The sequence below is a fragment of the Cereibacter changlensis JA139 genome, assembly GCF_003034985.1.
Lineage (GTDB): Bacteria > Pseudomonadota > Alphaproteobacteria > Rhodobacterales > Rhodobacteraceae > Cereibacter > Cereibacter changlensis.
This window is the reverse complement of sequence record NZ_PZKG01000080.1, coordinates 1-19,313: the sequence shown is the minus strand read 5'-3', so window position 1 is coordinate 19,313 and position 19,313 is coordinate 1. Positions and strand designations below refer to the sequence as shown.

Genomic DNA, 19,313 nt, shown 5'->3' with positions numbered 1-19,313 from the left:
AGGAGGCGCGGCGGATCGGTCTGCTGGAATGGCAGGACGCGCCGCTCGATTGGCTCGCCCGCGGCCCGCAGGAGCTGGAGCCGGTGCCGGGGCTGATCGCGGCGGTGGCGCGGCGGCACCGGGTCGATGTGCTGCATCTGAACGCGCCGAGCCAGGCGGCGGGGCTGTCGGTGCCGGTGCCGGTGGTCGCGGTCTCGCATTCCTGCATCCCGACCTGGTTCAACACCATGCGCGGCAACGGCCTGCCGCCGGACTGGCTCTGGCATCGGCGGCTGAACCGGATCGGGCTGATGGCCGCCAATGCCGTGCTCACCCCCAGCCATGCCCAGGCGCGGCTGATGGTCGAGGCTTACGGCCCGCTGCCCGAGCTGCGCGTGGTGCCCAACGCCAGCAGCTTCGCGCCGCCGCCCGCCAGCGCGCCGCGCGAGCGCTTCGTGCTGGCGGCGGGGCGCTGGTGGGACGAGGGCAAGAACGCCGCCGTGCTTGACGCCGCGGCCGAGACGATCACCGCGCCGGTGGTGCTGGCCGGGGCCACCGTCTCGCCCGAGGGCGACCGAGTGCCGCTGCCGCGCTGCGACCTGCGCGGATCGCTGCCGCCCGAGGCGCTGGCCGGGCTGATGCAGCGCGCCGCGGTCTTCGTCGCGCCCTCGCTCTACGAGCCCTTCGGGTTGGCGGTGCTGGAGGCGGCGCGGGCCCGGCTGCCGCTGGTGCTGGCCGACATCCCGACCTTCCGCGAACTCTGGCAGGACGCCGCCGTCTTCTTCCCGCCGCGCGACGCCGAGGCGCTTTCCCTTCTGGTGAACGGGCTGCTCGACGACCCGTCGCGCTGCCGCCGGCTGGGGGAGGCCGCCGAGCGCGCCTCCCGCCGCTTCACCCTGCAGGCCCAGACGGCGGCGACCCGCGCGCTCTACGCCGAGCTCTGCCCGCTCTCCGAACTTCAAAGCTGAAGGACTTCCCATGCGCTTCCTCTTCTACAGCCATTCGCTCGTCTCGGACTGGAACCACGGCAACGCCCATTTCCTGCGCGGCGTGCTGCGCGACCTGGTCCGGCGCGGCCACGAGGCCACGGTGCTGGAGCCGCTCTCGTCCTGGAGCCGGCAGAACCTGGTGCAGGACCAGGGCGCCGAGGCGGAGGCCGACTTCGCCCGGGTCTTTCCAGAGCTGGAGTCCCAACAATATGCCGAGGACTTCGACCACGAGGCGGCGCTGGATGCGGCCGATGTGGTGGTGGTGCATGAGTGGACCGACCCGGCCTTGGTCGCCCGCATCGGTAGGGCGCGGCGCGAGGGCGGGCGGTTCCTGCTGCTGTTCCACGACACCCATCACCGCGCGGTCAGCGCCGGGGCCGAGATCGGCGGGCTCGACCTCGCCGGCTATGACGGGGTGCTGGCCTTCGGCGAGACCCTGCGCGAGCGTTATCTCGCCTCGGGCTGGGGGCGGCAGGTCTTCACCTGGCACGAGGCGGCGGATGACACGCTGTTCCGGCCGATGCCGGGGGTCGAGAAAGAGGGCGACCTGATCTGGATCGGCAACTGGGGCGACGGCGAGCGCAGCGCCGAGCTGGAGAGCTTCCTGATCGCCCCGGCAGAGCGGCTGGGGTTGCGCGCCACGGTGCGCGGCGTGCGCTACCCGGCCGAGGCGCTGCAGCGGCTGGCGGCGGCGGGCATCGCCTATGGCGGCTGGATCGCCAATACCCGCGCGCCGGAGGCCTTCGCCCGCCACCGCGTCACCGTGCATGTGCCGCGCCGGCCTTACGTCGAGGCGCTGCCCGGCATTCCCACCATCCGGGTCTTCGAGGCGCTGGCCTGCGGCATCCCGCTGATCTCGGCCCCCTGGAGCGACAGCGAGGGGCTGTTCCGCCCCGGACAGGATTTCCTCGTGGCGCGCGACGGCGCCGAGATGGAGCGGCTGCTGCGCGCCGTGCTGCACGACCCCGATCTGGCCGAGGCGCTGACCGCGCATGGGCTGGAGACGATCCAGAGCCGGCACACCTGCCGGCACCGGGTCGACGAGCTGCTCGGCATCATCGCCGCGCTGAAACGATCCCCCCGCGCCCAGGCTGAGGAGGCCGCGTGATGCAGACCATCGCTTTCTACGGCTCCAGCCTGCTGTCGGCCTATTGGAACGGCGCCGCCACCTATTACCGCGGCATGCTGCGGGCGCTGGCGGCGCAGGGCTACCGGATCACCTTCTACGAGCCGGATGTCTACGACCGGCAGAAGAACCGCGACATCGACCCGCCGGATTGGTGTCGCGTCGTGGTCTATGCCGGCACGGTCGAGGCGCTGCGCGCGGCGGCGGCCGAGGCGGCCAAGGCCGATATCGTGGTGAAATGCAGCGGCGTCGGTTTCGAGGACGACCTGCTGCTGACCGAGGTGATGCGCGCGGCCCGACCGGGGGCGCTGCGGATCTTCTGGGATGTCGACGCCCCGGCGACGCTGGCCGAGCTGCGCGCCGCGCCCGACCACCCGTTGCGCCGGGCGCTCGGCGGGCTCGACATGGTGCTGACCTATGGCGGCGGCGCGCCGGTGATCGAGGCCTACCGCCAGCTCGGCGCGGCCGATTGCGTGCCGGTCTACAACGCGCTCGACCCCGAGACGCATCACCCGGTGGCGCCGCAGGACCGTTTCCGCGGCGATCTCGCCTTCCTGGGCAACCGGCTGCCCGACCGCGACGAACGGGTCGCGGCCTTCTTCACCCGGCCGGCGCGGGCGACGCCCGAAGCGCGCTTCCTGCTGGGCGGCTCTGGCTGGCAGGACGTGTCGATGCCGGCCAATGTGCAGCGGCTCGGCCATGTGCCGACCGCCGACCACAACGCGCTGAACGTCTCGGCGCGGATGGTGCTGAACATCGCCCGCGACAGCATGGCGGCCAACGGCTTTTCCCCCGCGACCCGGGTCTTCGAGGCGGCGGGGGCAGGGGCTTGCCTGATCACCGACGCCTGGGAGGGGGTCGAGCTGTTCCTGAAGCCGGAGGAGGAGGTGCTGGTGGCCCGCGACGGGGCCGACGTCGCCGAATTCCTGCGCAGCGTGCCGCCGGAGCGGGCCCGGGCCATCGGCGCGGCCGCGCTGCGCCGGGTGCTGGCCGAGCACACCTATGACCGGCGCGCCGCCGATCTCGACATCCTGCTCAGGCGGCATGCCGATCTGGAGGCCGCGTCATGAGCCGGCCGCTCGACATCGTGGTGCTGGGGCTGGCGCTGTCCTCCTCCTGGGGCAACGGCCATGCCACCACCTTCCGCGCCCTGCTGCAGGGCCTGCATGACGAGGGCCACCGGGTGCTGTTCCTCGAGCGCGACGTGCCCTGGTACGCCGCGAACCGCGACCTGCCCGAACCGGCGTTCTGCGAGCTGCGGCTCTATGACGACCTGCCGGGGCTCGCGGCCGACTGGGGCGACCGGATCCGGGCGGCCGATGCGGTGATCGTCGGCTCCTACGTGCCCGAGGGCGGCAAGCTGATCGACCTCGTGGCGGCGATGCGCCCCCGGCAGTTCTGCTTCTACGACATCGACACGCCGGTGACGATGGCGCTGCTCGACGAGGGCAACACCGACTACCTGCACCCGCGGCAGATCCCGCTGTTCGACATCTATTTCTCCTTCTCCGGCGGCGAGGTGCTGACCCATCTGGAGCGGGTGCGTGGCGCGCAACGTGCGCTGCCGCTCTATTGCGCGGTCGATCCGGCGCTCTACCGGCGGCAGGAGGCGGAGCCGCGCTGGGACCTCGGGTATCTCGGCACCTATTCGCCCGACCGGCAGCCGACGCTGGAGGCCTTTTTGATCGAGCCGGCGCGCCGGCTGCCCGACCGCCGCTTCGTGGTGGCGGGGCCCGGCTATCCCGAGGACATCGACTGGCCGGCCAATGTCGAGCGGATCCACCATCTCGGCCCGGCCGACCACCCGGCCTTCTACAGCCGGCAGCGCTTCACCCTGAACGTGACGCGGGCGGCGATGCGGCGGATGGGGTGGTCGCCCAGCGTGCGGCTGTTCGAGGCCGCCGCCTGCGCCACCCCGATCATCAGCGACGACTGGCAGGGCCTCGGCGAGTTGCTGCCCGAGGGCGAGGCCATCGTCATCGCCCGCAGCACCGAGGACGTGCTGCGCAGCCTCGTCTCCACCGCGGAGCCGGACCGGCGTGCGCTGGGCGAGGCGGCGCGGGACCGGGTGATGCGGGCCCATACCGGCCGGATGCGGGGGCGCGAACTGGCGACCGCCTTGCGGCAAGAAACGGCGACAGCGATCTGAGCGAAGGAAGACGACCATGCTGAAAAAGACCTCCGAGATGACGGTGCTGGTGGCGGGTGGAGCGGGGTTTGTCGGGTCGCATCTGTGCGAGGCGCTGCTGCGGCAGGGCCACCGGGTGATCTGCCTCGACAGTTTCCTGACCGGCGCGATGGAAAACGTGCAGGCCCTGTGCAACTTCCGCGAGTTCCGGCTGATCCGGCACGACGTGGTGGATGCGGTGGAGCTGGCCGAGCCGGTCGACCGGGTATACAACCTCGCCAGCCCGGCCTCGCCGCCACAATACCAGGCGGACCCGGTGCACACGATGCTGACCAACGTTCTGGGCACCAAGAACCTGCTGGCGCTGGCCGCCGCCAATGGCGCGCGCTTCCTGCAGGCCTCGACCTCGGAGGTCTATGGCGACCCCGAGGAGCATCCGCAGCGCGAGGATTACCGCGGTCATGTGAACTGCACCGGCTCGCGCGCCTGCTACGACGAGGGCAAGCGGGCGGCGGAGGCGCTGTGCTACGACTTCCTGCGCGCGGGCAGCGTCGATGTCCGGGTGGCGCGGATCTTCAACACCTACGGGCCGCACATGCAGGCCAATGATGGGCGGATCGTGTCGAACCTGATCGTCCAGGCGCTGCGCGGGGCGGCGCTGACCGTCTATGGCAGCGGCCAGCAGACCCGCTCCTTCTGCTTCGTCTCGGATCTCGTCGCCGGGCTGATGGCGCTGATGGAGGCGGAGGAGCGGCCGGACGGGCCGGTGAACATCGGCAACCCCGACGAGTTCACCGTGGGCGAGCTTGCCACCATGGTGCAGCGGCTGATCCCGAACGGGTCGCAGGTGGAATACCATCCGCTGCCCGAGGACGACCCCCGCCGCCGCCGCCCCGACATCTCCAAGGCGCGGGAGCTGCTCGGCTGGTCGCCGCAGGTGCCGCTGGCCAAGGGGCTGCCCGAGACCATCGCATGGTTCTCCAAGGGTATGAGCCCCGCGCCGAAGCTGGACCCTGTTGCGGTACCGCTGCGGGAAGAGTCGGGCGGGGAGCAGCCGGTTTTCTGAGCCCGAGGCGAGGGCAGGGAGCTTCACGCCCCCAAGCCTGACCGGCGGTAAAAAATGCTTTCACTCTGCGTTCGCCGACGCAGGCCGCGCCCCCGGACGCGGTCTTCCGGCGTCTGGGCGAAGGCATCGGCCCGCCCTATTGCGGTGAGAAGGCGCGAGTCCAAACCTCCGCCGATGCGGGCCATCCGGCCGGAACAATCCAACCCCCTGCCTGTTCACCGGCCTCACTTCCAAGGAGGACCACAGATGTTCTACGTCGACAAGAAGCTGCAGTTTCCGGTTCGCGTCGAGACGCCGAACCCGCTGTTCGCCCGCGCCCTGCAGCAGGCGATCGGGGGCGTGGAAGGTGAGATCCGCGTGGCGATGCAATACTTCTTCCAGGCCTGCGGCGCGCGCGGCAACCCCAAGTACCGCGACCTGCTGATGAACACCGCGGCGGAGGAGCTCGGCCATATCGAGATGCTCGCGACCGCCGTCGCGCTGAACCTCGAGGGCGCGCCCCTGTCGCTGCAGGAAGCCGCCGCCGCCGATCCGGTGGGGGGCGCGGTGCTGGGCGGGATCAACATGAAGAACCTGCTCTCGGCCGGGATGTCGGCCATGCCGGTGGACAGCGACGGCGTGCCCTTCGACATGTCGCACATCTATGCCAGCGGCAATATCGCCGCCGACATGGGGGCCAATGTGACGGCGGAATCGACCGGGCGCATCCTCGCCACCCGGCTCTACAACATGACCAACGACCCGGGCATGAAGGAGATGCTGGCCTATCTGATCGCGCGCGACACCATGCACCAGAACCAGTGGCTCGCCGCGGTGGAAGAGCTCGGCGGGAATGAAAACGTTTTCCCGATCCCCAACAGCTTCCCGCAATCCGAGGAGAACCAGGACTTCAGCTACGCCTTCCTCGGCTTCCAGCGCGACGGCAGCGAGCCGGTGCAGGGACGCTGGAGCGAAGGCGCGTCGATCGACGGCAACGGCAGCTTCACCTCGCGACCGATGGAGCCGATGGGCGAGGAGCCCAACCTCGGCCGCGCCCGCGAGAACAGCGGCGCGCAAGCCGAACAGCTGTAGGGGGTGGCCGTGGACAGAAGGAGAGTTCTTCTGGCGGGAGGCGGGGCGCTGGCCGCTCTGCCCTTCGCGGCCCCGGCCGCCGCCCGCGCCCAAGGGGTGCGGGTGCTCGACAGCTACATCGCCAGCCGCGACCGCTTCGACCGGACGGCGCTGCCGGGGGCGGATGCGGTACTGCGGCTCAGGCGCGAGCCGGAGCGGCGGTTCGACCCGCGCTCGATCCGGGTCGAGACCGCGGCGGGCGAGCCTCTGGGCTATCTTCCCGGCCAGTCGACGCAGGTTCTCGCTGCGCTGATGGACGCGGGCGCGCAGGCCGAGGCCCGGGTGGTCGAGGGCGCTGCCGTCAGCATCTACCTGCATCTCGCCTGATCCCCGTTCCCCCGGGCGCCGCCCCGGGGGAACGACCCCAAGCGTTCCAAGGAACGCCGCTTTCCGCAGAGGTCCCTCATGAAGATCATCGACGACGGCGCCCATGGCCTCATCGACTGCGCTTTCGGCGTGCTGCTGATCCTCGCGCCGCATCTCCTCGGCTTCGCCAATGGCGGCCCGGCGCATATGATCCCGGTGCTGCTCGGCAATGCCGCCATCGCGCTGACCCTGCTGACGGTGCATCGCTACGCCGCCATCGGGCTGGTGCCGCTCGCCGCCCATCTGCGCGCCGATCTCTGCGGCGGGGCGGCGCTGGCGGCCTCGCCCTGGCTCTTCGGCTTTGCCGATGTCGCCTGGTGGCCTCATCTGCTGTTGGGGATCGCCACGGTGACCGTGGCGCTGGTGACCTTCCCGCCACCCGCTGTCGTCCGCTCGTAGCCTCGGCCCTCAGGGCCAGACGGTGACGACGATCGCCGCCGAGGTCGCGCTGAGCGCGAGGAGGAGAAGCACGAAAAGGCCCTTGTCCTTCGGTCCCATGAGTCGCCCCTTCCGCGGTTCACGCCCAGCCAACCCGGCAGGAGAACCGATGTTCCGAGGCGTCGGAGCCCGGAGGGGCAGGGTGCGCGCCTTGGCGCCGCTGGGGAGGCCTGTCCGAGGCGGGAGGGTGCCACCTCGGCCGGTCCGACCGCCGAAACGCAAAATGGCCGCCCGAGGCGACCATTTGCAACCCACCGTCCTGAAACGGTTTATTTGGAGCGGGCGATGAGATTCGAACTCACGACCCTAACCTTGGCAAGGTTATGCTCTACCCCTGAGCTACGCCCGCGTCCTTGGGTGAGCGGTGATTTATAAACTCGCGCGGGCGGCTGCAAGAGGGAATTTGCAGCCGCCCGCGAAAATCTCGCAGGCGCCGAACTTAAGCCTCGAATTCGACCAGCAGATCCTTGGCCTCGATCTGCGCGCCGGGCACGACATGCAGCGCCTTCACCGTGGCGGCGCGGTCGGCGTGGATGCCGGTCTCCATCTTCATCGCCTCGATGGTGAGCAGGAGATCCCCCGCCTGCACCTTCTGGCCCACCGTCACCCCGACCGAGGCGACCGAGCCCGGCATCGGCGCGCCGATGTGGCAGGCATTGCCCTCCTGCGCCTTGGGCTTGGCGGCGGTCTTGGCCTTCACCGCGCGGTTGGCGACGCGGATCACGCGCGGCTGGCCGTTCAGCTCGAAGAACACCTTCACGTCGCCGTCGTCGCCGGTCTCGCCCACCGCCTGCAGCCGCAGTTCCAGCGTCTTGCCCGGGTCGATCTCGGCGGTGATCTCCTCGCCCGACTGCATGCCGTAGAAGAAGGTCCGTGTCGGCAGGGCCCGCACCGGGCCGTAGAGCTTGTGGCGCGCGCGGTAGTCGGTGAAGACCTTGGGATACATCAGGTAGCCGTTCAGATCCTCGTCATCCACCGCCGCTTCCTGCGGATCGTCGTCGCCCTGCGCCAGCTCGGTCGCGAGCTTGGCCCGCACCGCCTCGATATCCACGGCGGGCAGATGCGCGCCCGGACGGTCGGTGGAGGGCGTCTCGCCCTTCAGCACCTTCTTCAGGATCGGCTGCGGCCAGCCGCCATGCGGTTGGCCGAGATTGCCCTTCAGCATGTCGACCACCGAGTCGGGGAAGCTCACCTCCACCGCCGGATCCTCGACCTGCGCCCGGGTCAGACCCTGCGCCACCATCATCAGCGCCATGTCGCCCACCACCTTCGAAGAGGGCGTGACCTTCACGATGTCGCCGAACATCCGGTTGGCGTCGGCATAGGCCTGCGCCACCTCGGACCAGCGTTCCTCCAGCCCCAGAGAACGCGCCTGCGCCTTGAGGTTGGTGAACTGCCCGCCGGGCATCTCGTGCAGGTAGACCTCCGAGGCGGGCGAGGCGGTGCCGGATTCGAAGGCGCAGTAATGCGCGCGCACCTGCTCCCAGTAGTTCGACAGTGCGCGGATCGCGCCGATGTCGAGCCCGGTGTCGCGGTCGGTGTGCTTCAGCGCCTCGACGATGGAGCCGAGACAGGGTTGCGAGGTCCCGCCCGAGAAGGCGTCCATCGCCGCATCCACCGCGTCCACCCCGGCGTCGCAGGCGGCCAGCACCGTGGCCCCGGCGATGCCGCTGGTGTCATGGGTATGGAAGTGGATCGGCAGGCCGACCTCTTCCTTGAGCGCCTTGATCAGGATGCGGGCCGAGGCGGGCTTCAACAGCCCCGCCATGTCCTTCAACCCCAGCACATGCGCCCCGGCTTCCCGCAGCTCCTTGCCCATGCTGACATAGTAATTCAGGTCGTATTTCGCGCGATCCGGGTCCAGGAGGTCGCCGGTGTAGCAGATCGTGCCCTCGCAGACCTTGTTCGCCTCGATCACCGCATCCATGGCGACGCGCATGTTCTCGACCCAGTTCAGCGAATCGAAGACGCGGAACACATCGACCCCGGTCTCGGCCGCCTGCTTGACGAAGGCCTGCACCACATTGTCCGGGTAATTGGTGTAGCCCACCCCGTTGGAGGCGCGCAGCAGCATCTGGGTCATCACGTTCGGCAGCCGCTCGCGGATGTCGCGCAGCCGCTGCCACGGGCATTCCTGCAGGAAGCGGTAGGCCACGTCGAAGGTGGCGCCGCCCCAGCACTCGACCGAGAACAGCCCCGGCAGGTTGGCGGCATAGGCGGGCGTCGCGCGGATCATGTCGATCGAGCGCATGCGGGTCGCCAGGAGCGACTGGTGGCCGTCGCGCATCGTGGTGTCGGTGATCAGCACGCGCTTCTGCGCCGCCATCCAGTCGGCCACCGCCTGCGGCCCCTTCTCCTCCAGCAGGTTGCGGGTGCCGGGGGCGGGGGCGGCCTTGGCCAGCGGCGGCTTCGCCTCGCGCAGGTCGTCGGCGGGGCGCGGGCGGCCCGCCGTTTCGGGGTGACCGTTCACGGTGATATCCGCGATATAGGTCAGGATCTTGGTCGCCCGGTCGCGCCGCGCGCGGAAGTTGAACAGCTCCGGCGTCGTGTCGATGAACTTGGTGGTATAAGTGTCGTCGAGGAAGGTCGGATGCTTCAGCAGGTTCTCGACGAAGGCGATGTTGGTCGAGACACCCCGGATGCGGAACTCGCGCAGCGCCCGGTCCATCCGGGCGATCGCCTTCTCCGGCGTCTGCGCCCAGGCGGTGACCTTCACCAGAAGCGAGTCGTAATAGCGGGTGATGACACCGCCGGCATAGGCCGTGCCGCCGTCGAGCCGGATGCCCATGCCGGTGGCCGAGCGGTAGGCGGTCAGGCGACCGTAATCGGGGATGAAATTGTTCTGCGGGTCTTCCGTGGTCACCCGGCACTGCAGCGCATGGCCGGAGAGCGTGATGTCCTCCTGCCGCGCGGCGCCGGTCGCCTCGGCCAGCGTCGCGCCTTCGGCGATGCGGATCTGCGCCTGCACGATGTCGATGCCCGTCACTTCCTCGGTAACGGTATGCTCGACCTGCACGCGGGGGTTCACCTCGATGAAGTAGAATTGGTCGCTGTCCATATCCATCAGGAACTCGACCGTTCCCGCGCATTCATAGCCGACATGGGCGCAGATCCGGCGGCCCAGATCGCAGACCTCGGCGCGCTGCGCCTCTGTCAGATAGGGGGCAGGGGCGCGCTCCACGACCTTCTGGTTGCGGCGCTGCACGGTGCAGTCGCGCTCGAAGAGATGATAGATGTTGCCATGCTTGTCGCCGAGGATCTGGACCTCGACATGCCGGGCGCGCAGGATCATCTTTTCCAGATAGCCCTCGCCATTGCCGAAGGCCGCCTCCGCCTCGCGCCGCCCCTCGCGCACCTTGTCGGCCAGCTCGGCCTCGGAGTTGATCGGCCGCATCCCGCGCCCGCCACCGCCCCAGGAGGCCTTCAGCATCAGGGGATAGCCGACTTCCGCCGCCTGCCGCGCCACCTCGGCCATGTCCTCGCCCAGCACTTCGGTCGCCGGGATCACCGGCACCCCGGCCTCCATCGCCACCCGCCGCGCCGAGGCCTTGTCGCCAAGCGCCCGCATCGTCTCGGCCTTCGGCCCGATGAAGGCGATGCCCGCCGCGACGCAGGCCTCGACGAAATCCGGGTTCTCCGACAGGAGGCCATAGCCCGGATGGATCGCATCCGCCCCGGCCATCTTTGCCACCCGGATGATCTCGGGGATCGAGAGATAGGCGCCCACCGGCGAGAGCCCCTCGCCGATGCGATAGGCTTCGTCCGCCTTGAAGCGGTGCAGGCTCAGCTTGTCCTCTTCGGCATAGACGGCGACCGTCTTCTTGCCCATCTCGTTGGCTGCGCGCATGACGCGGATGGCGATCTCGCCCCGGTTGGCGATCAGGATCTTGCGGAACTCGGTCATTTTCTTCCCCCCGGAGCCGTTGCAGCCCCGCACTTTAGGGGTGCTGCGTTGCAGCGCAAGAGATCACGCATCGGTGTGCCAAAAGATTCCGACGCGAATCCGGCCCCGCCGATTTGCGGTTGCACGCCTGCCGGGAAACCGCCAGAACAATAACGGAACACGGCTTTCCCTTCCGGCGCGATCCAGCTAGGATGGACGGATGAACGGTTTTGACGAAAACGATGCCTTCGAGGCTGCGGCGCCGCTGAGCCAGCGCGCCATGGCCGCGCGGCCGCAGCCCTATCTCGACGATCTGAACCCGGCGCAGCGCGCCGCCGTTCTGGCGCTCGACGGCCCCGTGCTGATGCTGGCCGGCGCCGGCACCGGCAAGACCAAGGCGCTGACCGCCCGGATCGTGCATCTGCTGAACACCGGCAAGGCCCGCCCGAACGAGATCCTCGCGGTGACCTTCACCAACAAGGCCGCGCGCGAGATGAAGGATCGCGTGGCGCGGATGCTGGGGCAGGTGGAGGGCATGCCCTGGATGGGCACCTTCCACTCGATCAGCGTCAAGATCCTGCGCCGCCATGCCGAACTGGTGGGGCTGAAGTCGAACTTCACCATCCTCGACACAGACGACCAATTGCGCCTGCTGAAGCAGTTGATCGTTGCGGCCAACATCGATGAGAAGCGCTGGCCCGCGCGGATGCTGGCCGGGCTGATCGACACCTGGAAGAACCGCGCCTGGACGCCGCAGAAGGTGCCTGCCTCCGAGGCTTCGGCCTACAACAACCGCGGCACCGAGCTTTACGACCAGTATCAGGCCCGGCTTCGTGCGCTGAACGCCACCGATTTCGGCGATCTCCTGCTGCATGTGGTGACGATCTTCCAGACCCATCCCGACGTGCTGGCGCAATACCAGCGCTGGCTGAAATACATCCTCGTCGACGAGTATCAGGATACCAACGTCGCCCAGTATCTCTGGCTGCGCCTGCTGGCCCAGTCGCACCGCAACATCTGCTGCGTCGGTGACGACGACCAGTCGATCTACGGTTGGCGCGGCGCAGAGGTCGGCAACATCCTGCGCTTCGAGAAGGATTTCCCCGGCGCCGAGGTGGTCCGGCTGGAGCAGAACTACCGCTCCACCCCACATATCCTCGCCGCCGCCTCGGGCGTCATCGCCAGCAATGCGGGGCGCTTGGGCAAGACGCTCTGGACCGACCGCGACGAGGGCGAGAAGGTCCGGCTGATCGGCCATTGGGACGGCGAGGAAGAGGCGCGCTGGATCGGTGACGAGGTGGAATCGCTCCAGCGCGGCACGCGCGGGCTGGAGCCGCATGGGCTCGACGACATGGCGATCCTCGTGCGGGCCTCGCACCAGATGCGCGCCTTCGAAGACCGCTTTCTGACCATCGGCCTGCCTTACCGCGTCATCGGCGGCCCACGCTTCTACGAGCGGCTCGAGATCCGCGATGCCATGGCCTATTTCCGGCTCGCCGTCTCGCCCGACGACGATCTGGCCTTCGAGCGGGTGGTGAACACCCCCAAGCGGGGCTTGGGCGACAAGGCGCAGCAGGAGATCCAGCGCGAGGCGCGCGCCCATGGCGTGACGCTTCTCGAAGGAGCGCGGGGGCTTCTGGCGCGGGCCGGGCTCGGCGGCAAGGGCGCAGGCCAGCTGCGCGGCTTCATCGAAGGCGTCGACCGCTGGCACGCGCTGACCCTCACCCCGCACAACCACATCGCGCTGGCCGAGCAGATCCTCGAGGAATCCGGCTACACCGACATGTGGCAGAACGACAAGACGCCCGAGGCGCCGGGTCGGCTGGAGAACCTCAAGGAACTGGTGAAGGCGCTGGAGCAGTTCGAGAACCTGCAGGGCTTCCTCGAACACGTCGCGCTCATCATGGACAACGAGACCGAGGAGGCGGCGCAGAAGGTCAGCATCATGACGCTGCATGCCGCCAAGGGCCTCGAGTTTCCCATCGTCTTCCTCCCCGGCTGGGAAGACGGGCTCTTCCCCTCGCAACGCTCGATGGACGAAAGCGGGCTGAAGGGCGTCGAGGAGGAGCGGCGGCTTGCCTATGTCGGCATCACCCGCGCCGAGGAACTCTGCACCATCTCCTTCGCCGCCAACCGCCGGGTCTACGGCCAGTGGCAATCGGCGCTGCCCTCGCGCTTCATCGACGAGCTGCCCGAGGCGCATGTCGACGTGCTGACGCCGCCCGGTCTCTATGGCGGCGGTTATGGCGCGGCGGGCATTGCCTCCACCAGCATGGATGCGCGGGTGGCCAATGCCAATGTCTACAACTCGCCCGGCTGGAAGCGCCTGCAGGACCGCGCCAGCACGCGGCCCGTCAGCCAGCCGCGCGAGCAGCGCAATGTCACCATCGACCTTGATGCCGTGTCGAGCTTCACGCTCGGTGACCGGGTGTTCCACCAGAAGTTCGGCTATGGCGCGGTGGTGGCGATCGAGGGCGACAAGCTCGACGTCGATTTCGACAAGGCGGGGATGAAGAAGATCGTCGCCCGCTTCGTCGTCGCCGCCAGCCAGGCCGACGACGTGCCGTTCTGACTCAGGCGCGGCGCAGACGCCGCCGCGCCGCCACGGCCTCCAGCGCGAAGACCAGAAGCCCCGCCGCCAGCCCCCAGAAGGCCGCGCCGATGCCGAAGACCGCGACGCCCGAGGCGGTGACGGTCAGCGTGACCACCGCGGCGAAGCGCTGCTCGGGCACCGCGAAAGCCCCGCTCGCCGCCCCCATCAGCGGCGAGAGCAGCGCCAGCCCGACGATCCCGGTGATCAGCGCGGCAGGCAGCGCCCCGATCACCGCGAGAATCAGCGGGCCAAAGGCGCCGAGCGCCACCCAGACCACCGCATAGATCAGCCCCACCTTCCAGCGCTGCGCGCGGTCGGGATGCACCTCGTCGCCGAGACAGATCGCGGCGGTGATTGCCGCCATGCTGATCGTATGCGCCCCGAACAGCGCCGACAGCGCCGAAAGCCCGCCGGTCACCGTCAGCGCCGCACGCACCGGCGGCACATAGCCCGCGGCGCGCAGCACGGCGAAGCCGGGCAGGTTCTGCGAGGCCATGGTCACGAGATAGAGCGGCACGCCGAGGCCAAGGAGCACGCTCACCCGGAACTCCGGCGCGATCAACGTCGGGCTCGGCAGGCCGAGGGTGAGCGGCGGCAGGCTCGCCCCGCCGGCGAAGGCAAGGAGGCCGCCGGTGGCCAGCGCCGCCAGCACCGCCATCGCCGGATTCCACAGCCGCACCAGCGCGAAGACCGCGATCACCGGCAGCAGCAGCGCGGGCAGCGCCTCGGCCGCGCCGGGCAGCCGGAGGCAGAAGGGCAGCAGCACCCCGGCCAGCATGGCCGCGGCGATCCCGTCGGGGATCAGCGCCACCAGCCGGCCCAGGGGCTTCACCGCCCCGGTCAGCGCGATCAGCCCGCCCGCCAGCAGGAACGCCCCCACCGCCTCGGCCATGCCGATGCCCTCGGTCGCCGCCACCAGCGCCGCCCCCGGCGTTGACCAGGCCAGCACCACGGGCACCCGGCTCTGCCAGCTGAGAAAGGCGCTGCCGATCGCCTTGGCCAGACAGATCGCCAGGATCCAGGACGCCGTCTGCGCCGGCGTCGCCCCGACCGCCGCCGCTGCCGCCAGCAGCAGCGCGATGGTGCTGCCATAACCGACCAACGCCGCGACCAGCGCCGCCGAAACCATCGATGCCCGCATGAGAACCCCCGCGTTTGCGCCGACTATGCCGCTCGGCCCGTCAGGTGCAAGCCCGCCCAACGGAAAACGGCGGCGCGCTGGGAGGAGCGCACCGCCGCCGAGGGAAGAGCGCGGCGACCTCAGGGAGGAGGAGGAGGTCGCCGCTGGTCCGCGATGCCTCGGGAGGAGGTGAAGCATCGAAGGTCTTGTGGGTGGGGGCATGAACCCGAACCCGGAAGGGGAGTGCGGCGACCCCGGGAGGAGGATAGGGCCGCCGCGTGGTCCGCGATGCCTCGGGAGGAGGTGAAGGCATCGAAGGTCTTGTGGGTTGGAGGCGTGAGCCCGAACCCGGAAGAAGAGCGCGGCGACCTCAGGGAGGAGGAGGAGGTCGCCGCTGGTCCGCGATGCCTCGGGAGGAGGTGAAGCATCGAAGGTCTTGTGGGTTGGAGGCGTGAGCCCGAACCCGGAAGGAGAGCGCGGCGACCTCAGGGAGGAGGAGGAGGTCGCCGCTGGTCTGCGGCGCCTCGGGAGGAGGTGAAGCGCCGGAGCCTGGGGGCAGGGGACCGGAGTCCGATGCCGTCTATCTGGTGCAGCGACCCCAGGGAGGAGGAGGGGGCCGCTGCGGTTACGATCGGCCCAGGGAGGAGGAGGGGCCTTTCGAACGACGTGTGAAGCTTGCGCCTCGAAACTTAATCGAAGCTTTCGCTTCGGAAGAAAGTGCGGCGACACCAGGGAGGAGGATTGGTATCGCCGCTTTGCTACAGGCCCCGGGAGGAGGTGGAGCCTCGCAAGAAACTCATTTGCCGTAGGCGGCTTCCGTCGCGATGCGGGTGATCATCGAGCGGTGGATGCCGAGGTCGGCCAGTTCGCGCTGCGTCAGGGCGTTCAGTTCCCGGACGGTCTGGTTGAAGACGCGACGCTGTGCCAAGGCCTCCTTCACCGCTTTGACGAGCATCCCCAGACGGTCGCCGAGACCGCTGTGCGCTGCGTGGGTGGTGTTTGCATAAGCCATTTCATCAGCCTCAAGTTCGTTTACATTGCACATCCGGTCGGCTTGGCGGTGTTCACCGTTGACGCTGTCCGTCGTGCTGTTAGGGCAAACATGGGCTAATTGCTGCGTATGCACAATGTCTCACGTCGGCAATGCTGCCATGCGGCGAGCGCATGGCTCAACTGACGCAATTCCCCAAGGTAAACAGGCGCTTCGTCTGATAATTGGGCAAAAGTAAAACGCTCACCTGTCCTTTGTGACAGGCAGGTGAAGCCAGGGCCGCCAAATGAGGCGAAGGAGATGCGATGTCGGTCGATCGAGAAACCATTCTGTCCGTGCTGGACCGCCTGCCGCTGCCCGATGGCGGCACCCTCGTGAGTCGCGATCTGATTCGAGCGCTGGGAATCGAACAGGGCGATGTTCGCTTCGTCATCGAGGCCGAGTCTCCCGAACAGGCGCGCGCGCTCGAACCGGTTCGCCTGCAGGCCGAGACGGCGCTGCGCGCCCTGCCGGGGGTGACCGGGGTGCATGTGGTGACCACCGCGCATGGCCCCGCCGCCAAGGCCCCGAGCCTGAAGATCGGCCAGCACCCCGCGCCGCAGCAGGGCGGGCCGCAGCCGATCAGCGGCATCGACCGGATCATCGCGGTCGGCTCCGGCAAGGGCGGGGTGGGCAAGTCCACCGTCTCGTCGAACCTCGCCGTGGCGCTGGCCCGGCAGGGCCGGCGGGTCGGTCTGCTCGACGCCGACATCTACGGTCCGTCGCAGCCGCGGATGATGGGCGTGTCGAAGCGCCCGGCCTCGCCCGACGGCAAGACCATCATCCCGCTGAAGGCGCATGGCGTCACCATGATGTCGATCGGCCTCATGCTGAAGGAGGACGAGGCGGTGATCTGGCGCGGGCCGATGATCATGGGCGCGCTGCAGCAGCTCCTGACCCAGGTGGAATGGGGGCGGCTCGACGTGCTGATCATCGACCTGCCGCCGGGCACGGGCGACATCCAGCTGTCGCTCGGCCAGCGCACGCATCTGACAGGGGCCATCGTCGTCTCCACCCCGCAGGACGTGGCGCTGCTCGATGCGCGCAAGGCGATCGACATGTTCCAGAAGCTGAAGACGCCGGTGCTCGGGCTGATCGAGAACATGTCCTCCTATATCTGCCCGAACTGCGGCCATGAGGCGCATATCTTCGGCCATGGCGGCGTGGCGGCCGAGGCGCGGCGGCTGGACCTGCCGTTCCTGGGCGAGCTGCCGCTGGATCTGGCGGTGCGGCTGGCTGGCGACAGCGGCAGGCCGGTGGCCGCGGGCGACGGGCCGCTGGCCGAAGCCTATGCCGCCCTGGCTAGCCGGCTGGTCGCCGGCGGCATGGCCTGAGCGGCTTCCGGGATTTCATGGGACGCGGGCCGCACACGGCGGCTCACGCCCGAATCACGGAACCGGGAATCGGCGGGATCGGCGCGTGATCGGCGCCGGTCCGGCCTGAAGAGGGGTCAACTTGGGGCGGCAAAGCCACAGCCGAGCATCATCTTCATCATCCGGATCATCCCGGCGGGATTTCCTGGGAGGGCGTGGCCAAACTGCATCACCAACTAGATGTAGTGTAACCCCAGGAAACACTTCGCATTTGTAGCTTATTTGCAGTTTCTGCCGCGCCGTCGGCGGCCAAACGGGCCGGCGGGAAACCCCCTCATCCCGCCTTCGCCCAAAAATACCCTTTGCGTCCCATGAAATCCCATGGCATCTCTGCTGCACGGAGATGAAGACGGGCACGACGAACTGGGGCGACACAAAAGACCCCGAATTGGCGAACAAAAGCAGGCTCATACAGGCAACCGCCTTCATCCAATCAAAGATCCGGCGCGCGTGCGAGCAGACATCCCCCCAGGTGTGTGCGTGCAGCTGGGCACCCAGCGATGGGACAGACCCGGCGGATCGAGCAGTGGCAGCCGCTCGATCCGCCGATTTCATTTCAAGGACCCGGCAACGCCCGGGACCAGCCTGAAACCCGGGCAAACCGGGCGGGCGAGGGCAGGTAAGGAGCCGGAAGGCCGTGTCGGAGGCATTCAGAGGCGAATTCAACCAGAAGGTTGATGCCAAGGCGAGGGTGTCGATCCCCGCGCCGTTTCGCCGTATCCTGGAAGCCGGAGACCCCTCCTTCACCAGCGGTTCCCGCCCGAGGTTCGTCATCGTCTACGGTGGCGACAACCGCGATTACCTCGAATGCTACACGGTGGCCGAGATGGGCCGGGTCGAGACGAAGATCGCCCGCCTGCCCATGGGCTCGCCGCAGCGCCGCTATCTCGAGCGCAACATGATCACCCTGTCGCTGATGGTCGAGATCGACGACGACGGCCGCATCGTGCTGCCGCAGAAGGGCCGCGACAAGCTCGGCGTCTCCTCCGAGGAGATGAAGGAGGGGCTGGAGGCGGTCTTTGCCGGCACTCTAAACAAGTTCCAGATCTGGAAGGGCGCGACCTACGAGGCCGAGCTGGCGAAACACGCCGCCGCCGAGGCCGACGTGCTGCCGGAAGGGGCCGACATGCTGTCGCTCCTGCCCGACGATTTCGAGGTTTGAGCGTGACGGTTGAGCCCCCCGAAGACCGCGCGCCGCATATCCCGGTGCTGCTGCGCCCGATCCTTGCGGCGGTGGCGCCGGTCGAAGGCGTCTGGCTCGACGGCACCTTCGGCGCCGGCGGCTATGCGCGCGGCCTGCTCGACGCGGGCGCGGCGACCGTGATCGGCGTCGACCGCGACCCGCTGGCGCTGCAAATGGCGGCCGGATGGGCCGGCGATTATGGCGACCGGCTGCGGCTGGTGGCGGGCACCTTCTCGCAACTCGACACGCTGGCGGGCGAGCCGCTCGACGGGGTGGTGCTGGATCTCGGCGTCTCCTCGATGCAGCTCGACCAGGCCGAGCGCGGCTTTTCCTTCGCCAAGGACGGCCCGCTCGACATGCGCATGAGCCAGGAGGGCGAGAGCGCCGCCGACCTGGTGAACACCGCCGCCGAAGAGCAGCTGGCCGACATCCTCTATCACTACGGCGAGGAGCGCGCCTCGCGCCGCATCGCCAAGGCCATTGTCACCGCCCGGGCGCAGGGGCCGATCACCCGCACCCTGCAGCTGGCCGAGATCGTGGCGAAATGCCTGCCGCGGCCAAAGCCCGGCCAGATCCACCCGGCGACCCGCAGCTTCCAGGCGATCCGCATCGCGGTGAACACCGAGTTTTCCGAGCTGGTCGAAGGGTTGGAGGCCGCCGAACGCGCGCTGAAACCGGGCGGCAAGCTGGCGATGGTGACCTTCCACAGCCTCGAGGATCGCATCGTCAAGCGCTTCTTCCAGCTGCATTCCGGCGGCGAGGCCAATGCCAATCGCTACGCCCCGGCCTCGGCCGTGGACCTGCCGCGCTTCACCCTGCCCAGCAAGCGGGCGCTTGCCCCGGATGACGAGGAGCTGGCGGTCAACCCGCGCTCGCGCTCGGCCAAGCTGCGCGTCGGCATCCGCACCGACGCCCCCGCCGGTCCGGCC

Annotated in this window: 15 protein-coding genes and 1 tRNA gene; 12 read left to right on the top strand and 4 right to left on the bottom strand. The window is 69.0% G+C overall.

Features of this window, described 5'->3' with window-relative positions; genetic code table 11:
- The 8 genes from C5F48_RS15465 to C5F48_RS15430 form a co-directional block, all read left to right on the top strand.
- Window positions 1-947 (top strand): glycosyltransferase family 4 protein (locus tag C5F48_RS15465; RefSeq protein WP_107664787.1); only part of this gene is annotated, 947 nt, incomplete at its 5' end.
- 10 nt (window positions 948-957) lie between these two features.
- Entirely contained in the window at window positions 958-2,076 is a 1,119-nt protein-coding gene (locus C5F48_RS15460) for a CgeB family protein (RefSeq protein ID WP_107664786.1), read from the top strand.
- Complete coding sequence (locus C5F48_RS15455) at window positions 2,076-3,164, top strand: CgeB family protein (RefSeq protein ID WP_107664785.1); 1,089 nt, start codon at window positions 2,076-2,078, stop codon at window positions 3,162-3,164. Before C5F48_RS15460 ends, C5F48_RS15455 begins: the two co-directional genes overlap by 1 nt.
- Window positions 3,161-4,243: a CgeB family protein gene (locus tag C5F48_RS15450; RefSeq protein ID WP_107664784.1), complete on the top strand. Its 1,083-nt coding sequence runs from the start codon at window positions 3,161-3,163 to the stop codon at window positions 4,241-4,243. The genes C5F48_RS15455 and C5F48_RS15450 overlap by 4 nt, the downstream gene beginning before the upstream one ends.
- A 16-nt stretch (window positions 4,244-4,259) precedes the next feature.
- Window positions 4,260-5,288 carry a UDP-glucuronic acid decarboxylase family protein gene (locus C5F48_RS15445; protein ID WP_107664783.1) on the top strand — a complete coding sequence of 343 codons (1,029 nt, stop codon included), beginning with the start codon at window positions 4,260-4,262 and terminating at the stop codon, window positions 5,286-5,288.
- 246 nt (window positions 5,289-5,534) lie between these two features.
- Window positions 5,535-6,359 (top strand): manganese catalase family protein, encoded by an 825-nt coding sequence (locus C5F48_RS15440; RefSeq protein WP_107664782.1) that lies wholly within the window; start codon window positions 5,535-5,537, stop codon window positions 6,357-6,359.
- Window positions 6,360-6,368: 9 nt separating this feature from the next.
- Window positions 6,369-6,725, top strand: a complete 357-nt coding sequence (locus C5F48_RS15435; RefSeq protein WP_245941418.1) for an HIRAN domain-containing protein — start codon at window positions 6,369-6,371, stop codon at window positions 6,723-6,725.
- A 78-nt stretch (window positions 6,726-6,803) separates the two neighbouring features.
- Complete coding sequence (locus tag C5F48_RS15430) at window positions 6,804-7,163, top strand: SPW repeat domain-containing protein (protein WP_107664780.1); 360 nt, start codon at window positions 6,804-6,806, stop codon at window positions 7,161-7,163.
- Between the two features lie 313 nt (window positions 7,164-7,476).
- Here C5F48_RS15430 and C5F48_RS15425 read toward each other — a convergent pair.
- Window positions 7,477-7,551, bottom strand: a tRNA-Gly gene (locus C5F48_RS15425).
- Window positions 7,552-7,641: 90 nt separating this feature from the next.
- Window positions 7,642-11,106 (bottom strand): pyruvate carboxylase, encoded by a 3,465-nt coding sequence (locus C5F48_RS15420; RefSeq protein ID WP_107664779.1) that lies wholly within the window; start codon window positions 11,104-11,106, stop codon window positions 7,642-7,644.
- Window positions 11,107-11,305: 199 nt separating this feature from the next.
- On the opposite strand from C5F48_RS15420, the gene C5F48_RS15415 reads away from it, so the two are divergent.
- Entirely contained in the window at window positions 11,306-13,657 is a 2,352-nt protein-coding gene (locus C5F48_RS15415; protein ID WP_107664778.1) for an ATP-dependent helicase, read from the top strand.
- Between the two features lies 1 nt (window position 13,658).
- On the opposite strand, the gene C5F48_RS15410 is transcribed toward C5F48_RS15415, so the two are convergent.
- Window positions 13,659-14,819, bottom strand: coding sequence for a benzoate/H(+) symporter BenE family transporter (locus tag C5F48_RS15410; protein WP_107664777.1), 1,161 nt, complete (start codon window positions 14,817-14,819; stop codon window positions 13,659-13,661).
- A 775-nt stretch (window positions 14,820-15,594) separates the two neighbouring features.
- A complete protein-coding gene (locus C5F48_RS15400) occupies window positions 15,595-15,924 on the bottom strand; it encodes a DUF1127 domain-containing protein (RefSeq protein ID WP_308812766.1) in 330 nt (109 codons plus the stop codon).
- Between the two features lie 170 nt (window positions 15,925-16,094).
- Between C5F48_RS15400 and C5F48_RS15395 the strand changes: the two genes are divergently transcribed.
- The 3 genes from C5F48_RS15395 to rsmH all read left to right on the top strand — a co-directional run.
- Complete coding sequence (locus C5F48_RS15395) at window positions 16,095-17,162, top strand: Mrp/NBP35 family ATP-binding protein (RefSeq protein ID WP_107664774.1); 1,068 nt, start codon at window positions 16,095-16,097, stop codon at window positions 17,160-17,162.
- Window positions 17,163-17,838: 676 nt separating this feature from the next.
- Entirely contained in the window at window positions 17,839-18,363 is a 525-nt protein-coding gene (mraZ, locus tag C5F48_RS15390; RefSeq protein ID WP_107664773.1) for a division/cell wall cluster transcriptional repressor MraZ, read from the top strand.
- Window positions 18,360-19,313, top strand: a 954-nt coding sequence (gene rsmH, locus C5F48_RS15385) for a 16S rRNA (cytosine(1402)-N(4))-methyltransferase RsmH (RefSeq protein ID WP_181247711.1), incomplete at its 3' end; no start/stop codon positions are given. The genes mraZ and rsmH, both read left to right, overlap by 4 nt.

What these genes read in the sequence shown, in the direction of transcription:
- C5F48_RS15450 (WP_107664784.1), top strand. Translation starts at nt 3,161, where the DNA reads ATGAGCCGGCCGCTCGACATCGTGGTGCTGGGGCTGGCGCTGTCCTCC.
- C5F48_RS15445 (WP_107664783.1), top strand. Translation starts at nt 4,260, where the DNA reads ATGCTGAAAAAGACCTCCGAGATGACGGTGCTGGTGGCGGGTGGAGCG.
- C5F48_RS15420 (WP_107664779.1), bottom strand. Translation starts at nt 11,106, where the DNA reads ATGACCGAGTTCCGCAAGATCCTGATCGCCAACCGGGGCGAGATCGCC.
- C5F48_RS15415 (WP_107664778.1), top strand. Translation starts at nt 11,306, where the DNA reads ATGAACGGTTTTGACGAAAACGATGCCTTCGAGGCTGCGGCGCCGCTG.
- C5F48_RS15440 (WP_107664782.1), top strand. Translation starts at nt 5,535, where the DNA reads ATGTTCTACGTCGACAAGAAGCTGCAGTTTCCGGTTCGCGTCGAGACG.
- C5F48_RS15395 (WP_107664774.1), top strand. Translation starts at nt 16,095, where the DNA reads ATGTCGGTCGATCGAGAAACCATTCTGTCCGTGCTGGACCGCCTGCCG.
- C5F48_RS15455 (WP_107664785.1), top strand. Translation starts at nt 2,076, where the DNA reads ATGCAGACCATCGCTTTCTACGGCTCCAGCCTGCTGTCGGCCTATTGG.
- C5F48_RS15410 (WP_107664777.1), bottom strand. Translation starts at nt 14,819, where the DNA reads ATGCGGGCATCGATGGTTTCGGCGGCGCTGGTCGCGGCGTTGGTCGGT.
- C5F48_RS15430 (WP_107664780.1), top strand. Translation starts at nt 6,804, where the DNA reads ATGAAGATCATCGACGACGGCGCCCATGGCCTCATCGACTGCGCTTTC.
- C5F48_RS15460 (WP_107664786.1), top strand. Translation starts at nt 958, where the DNA reads ATGCGCTTCCTCTTCTACAGCCATTCGCTCGTCTCGGACTGGAACCAC.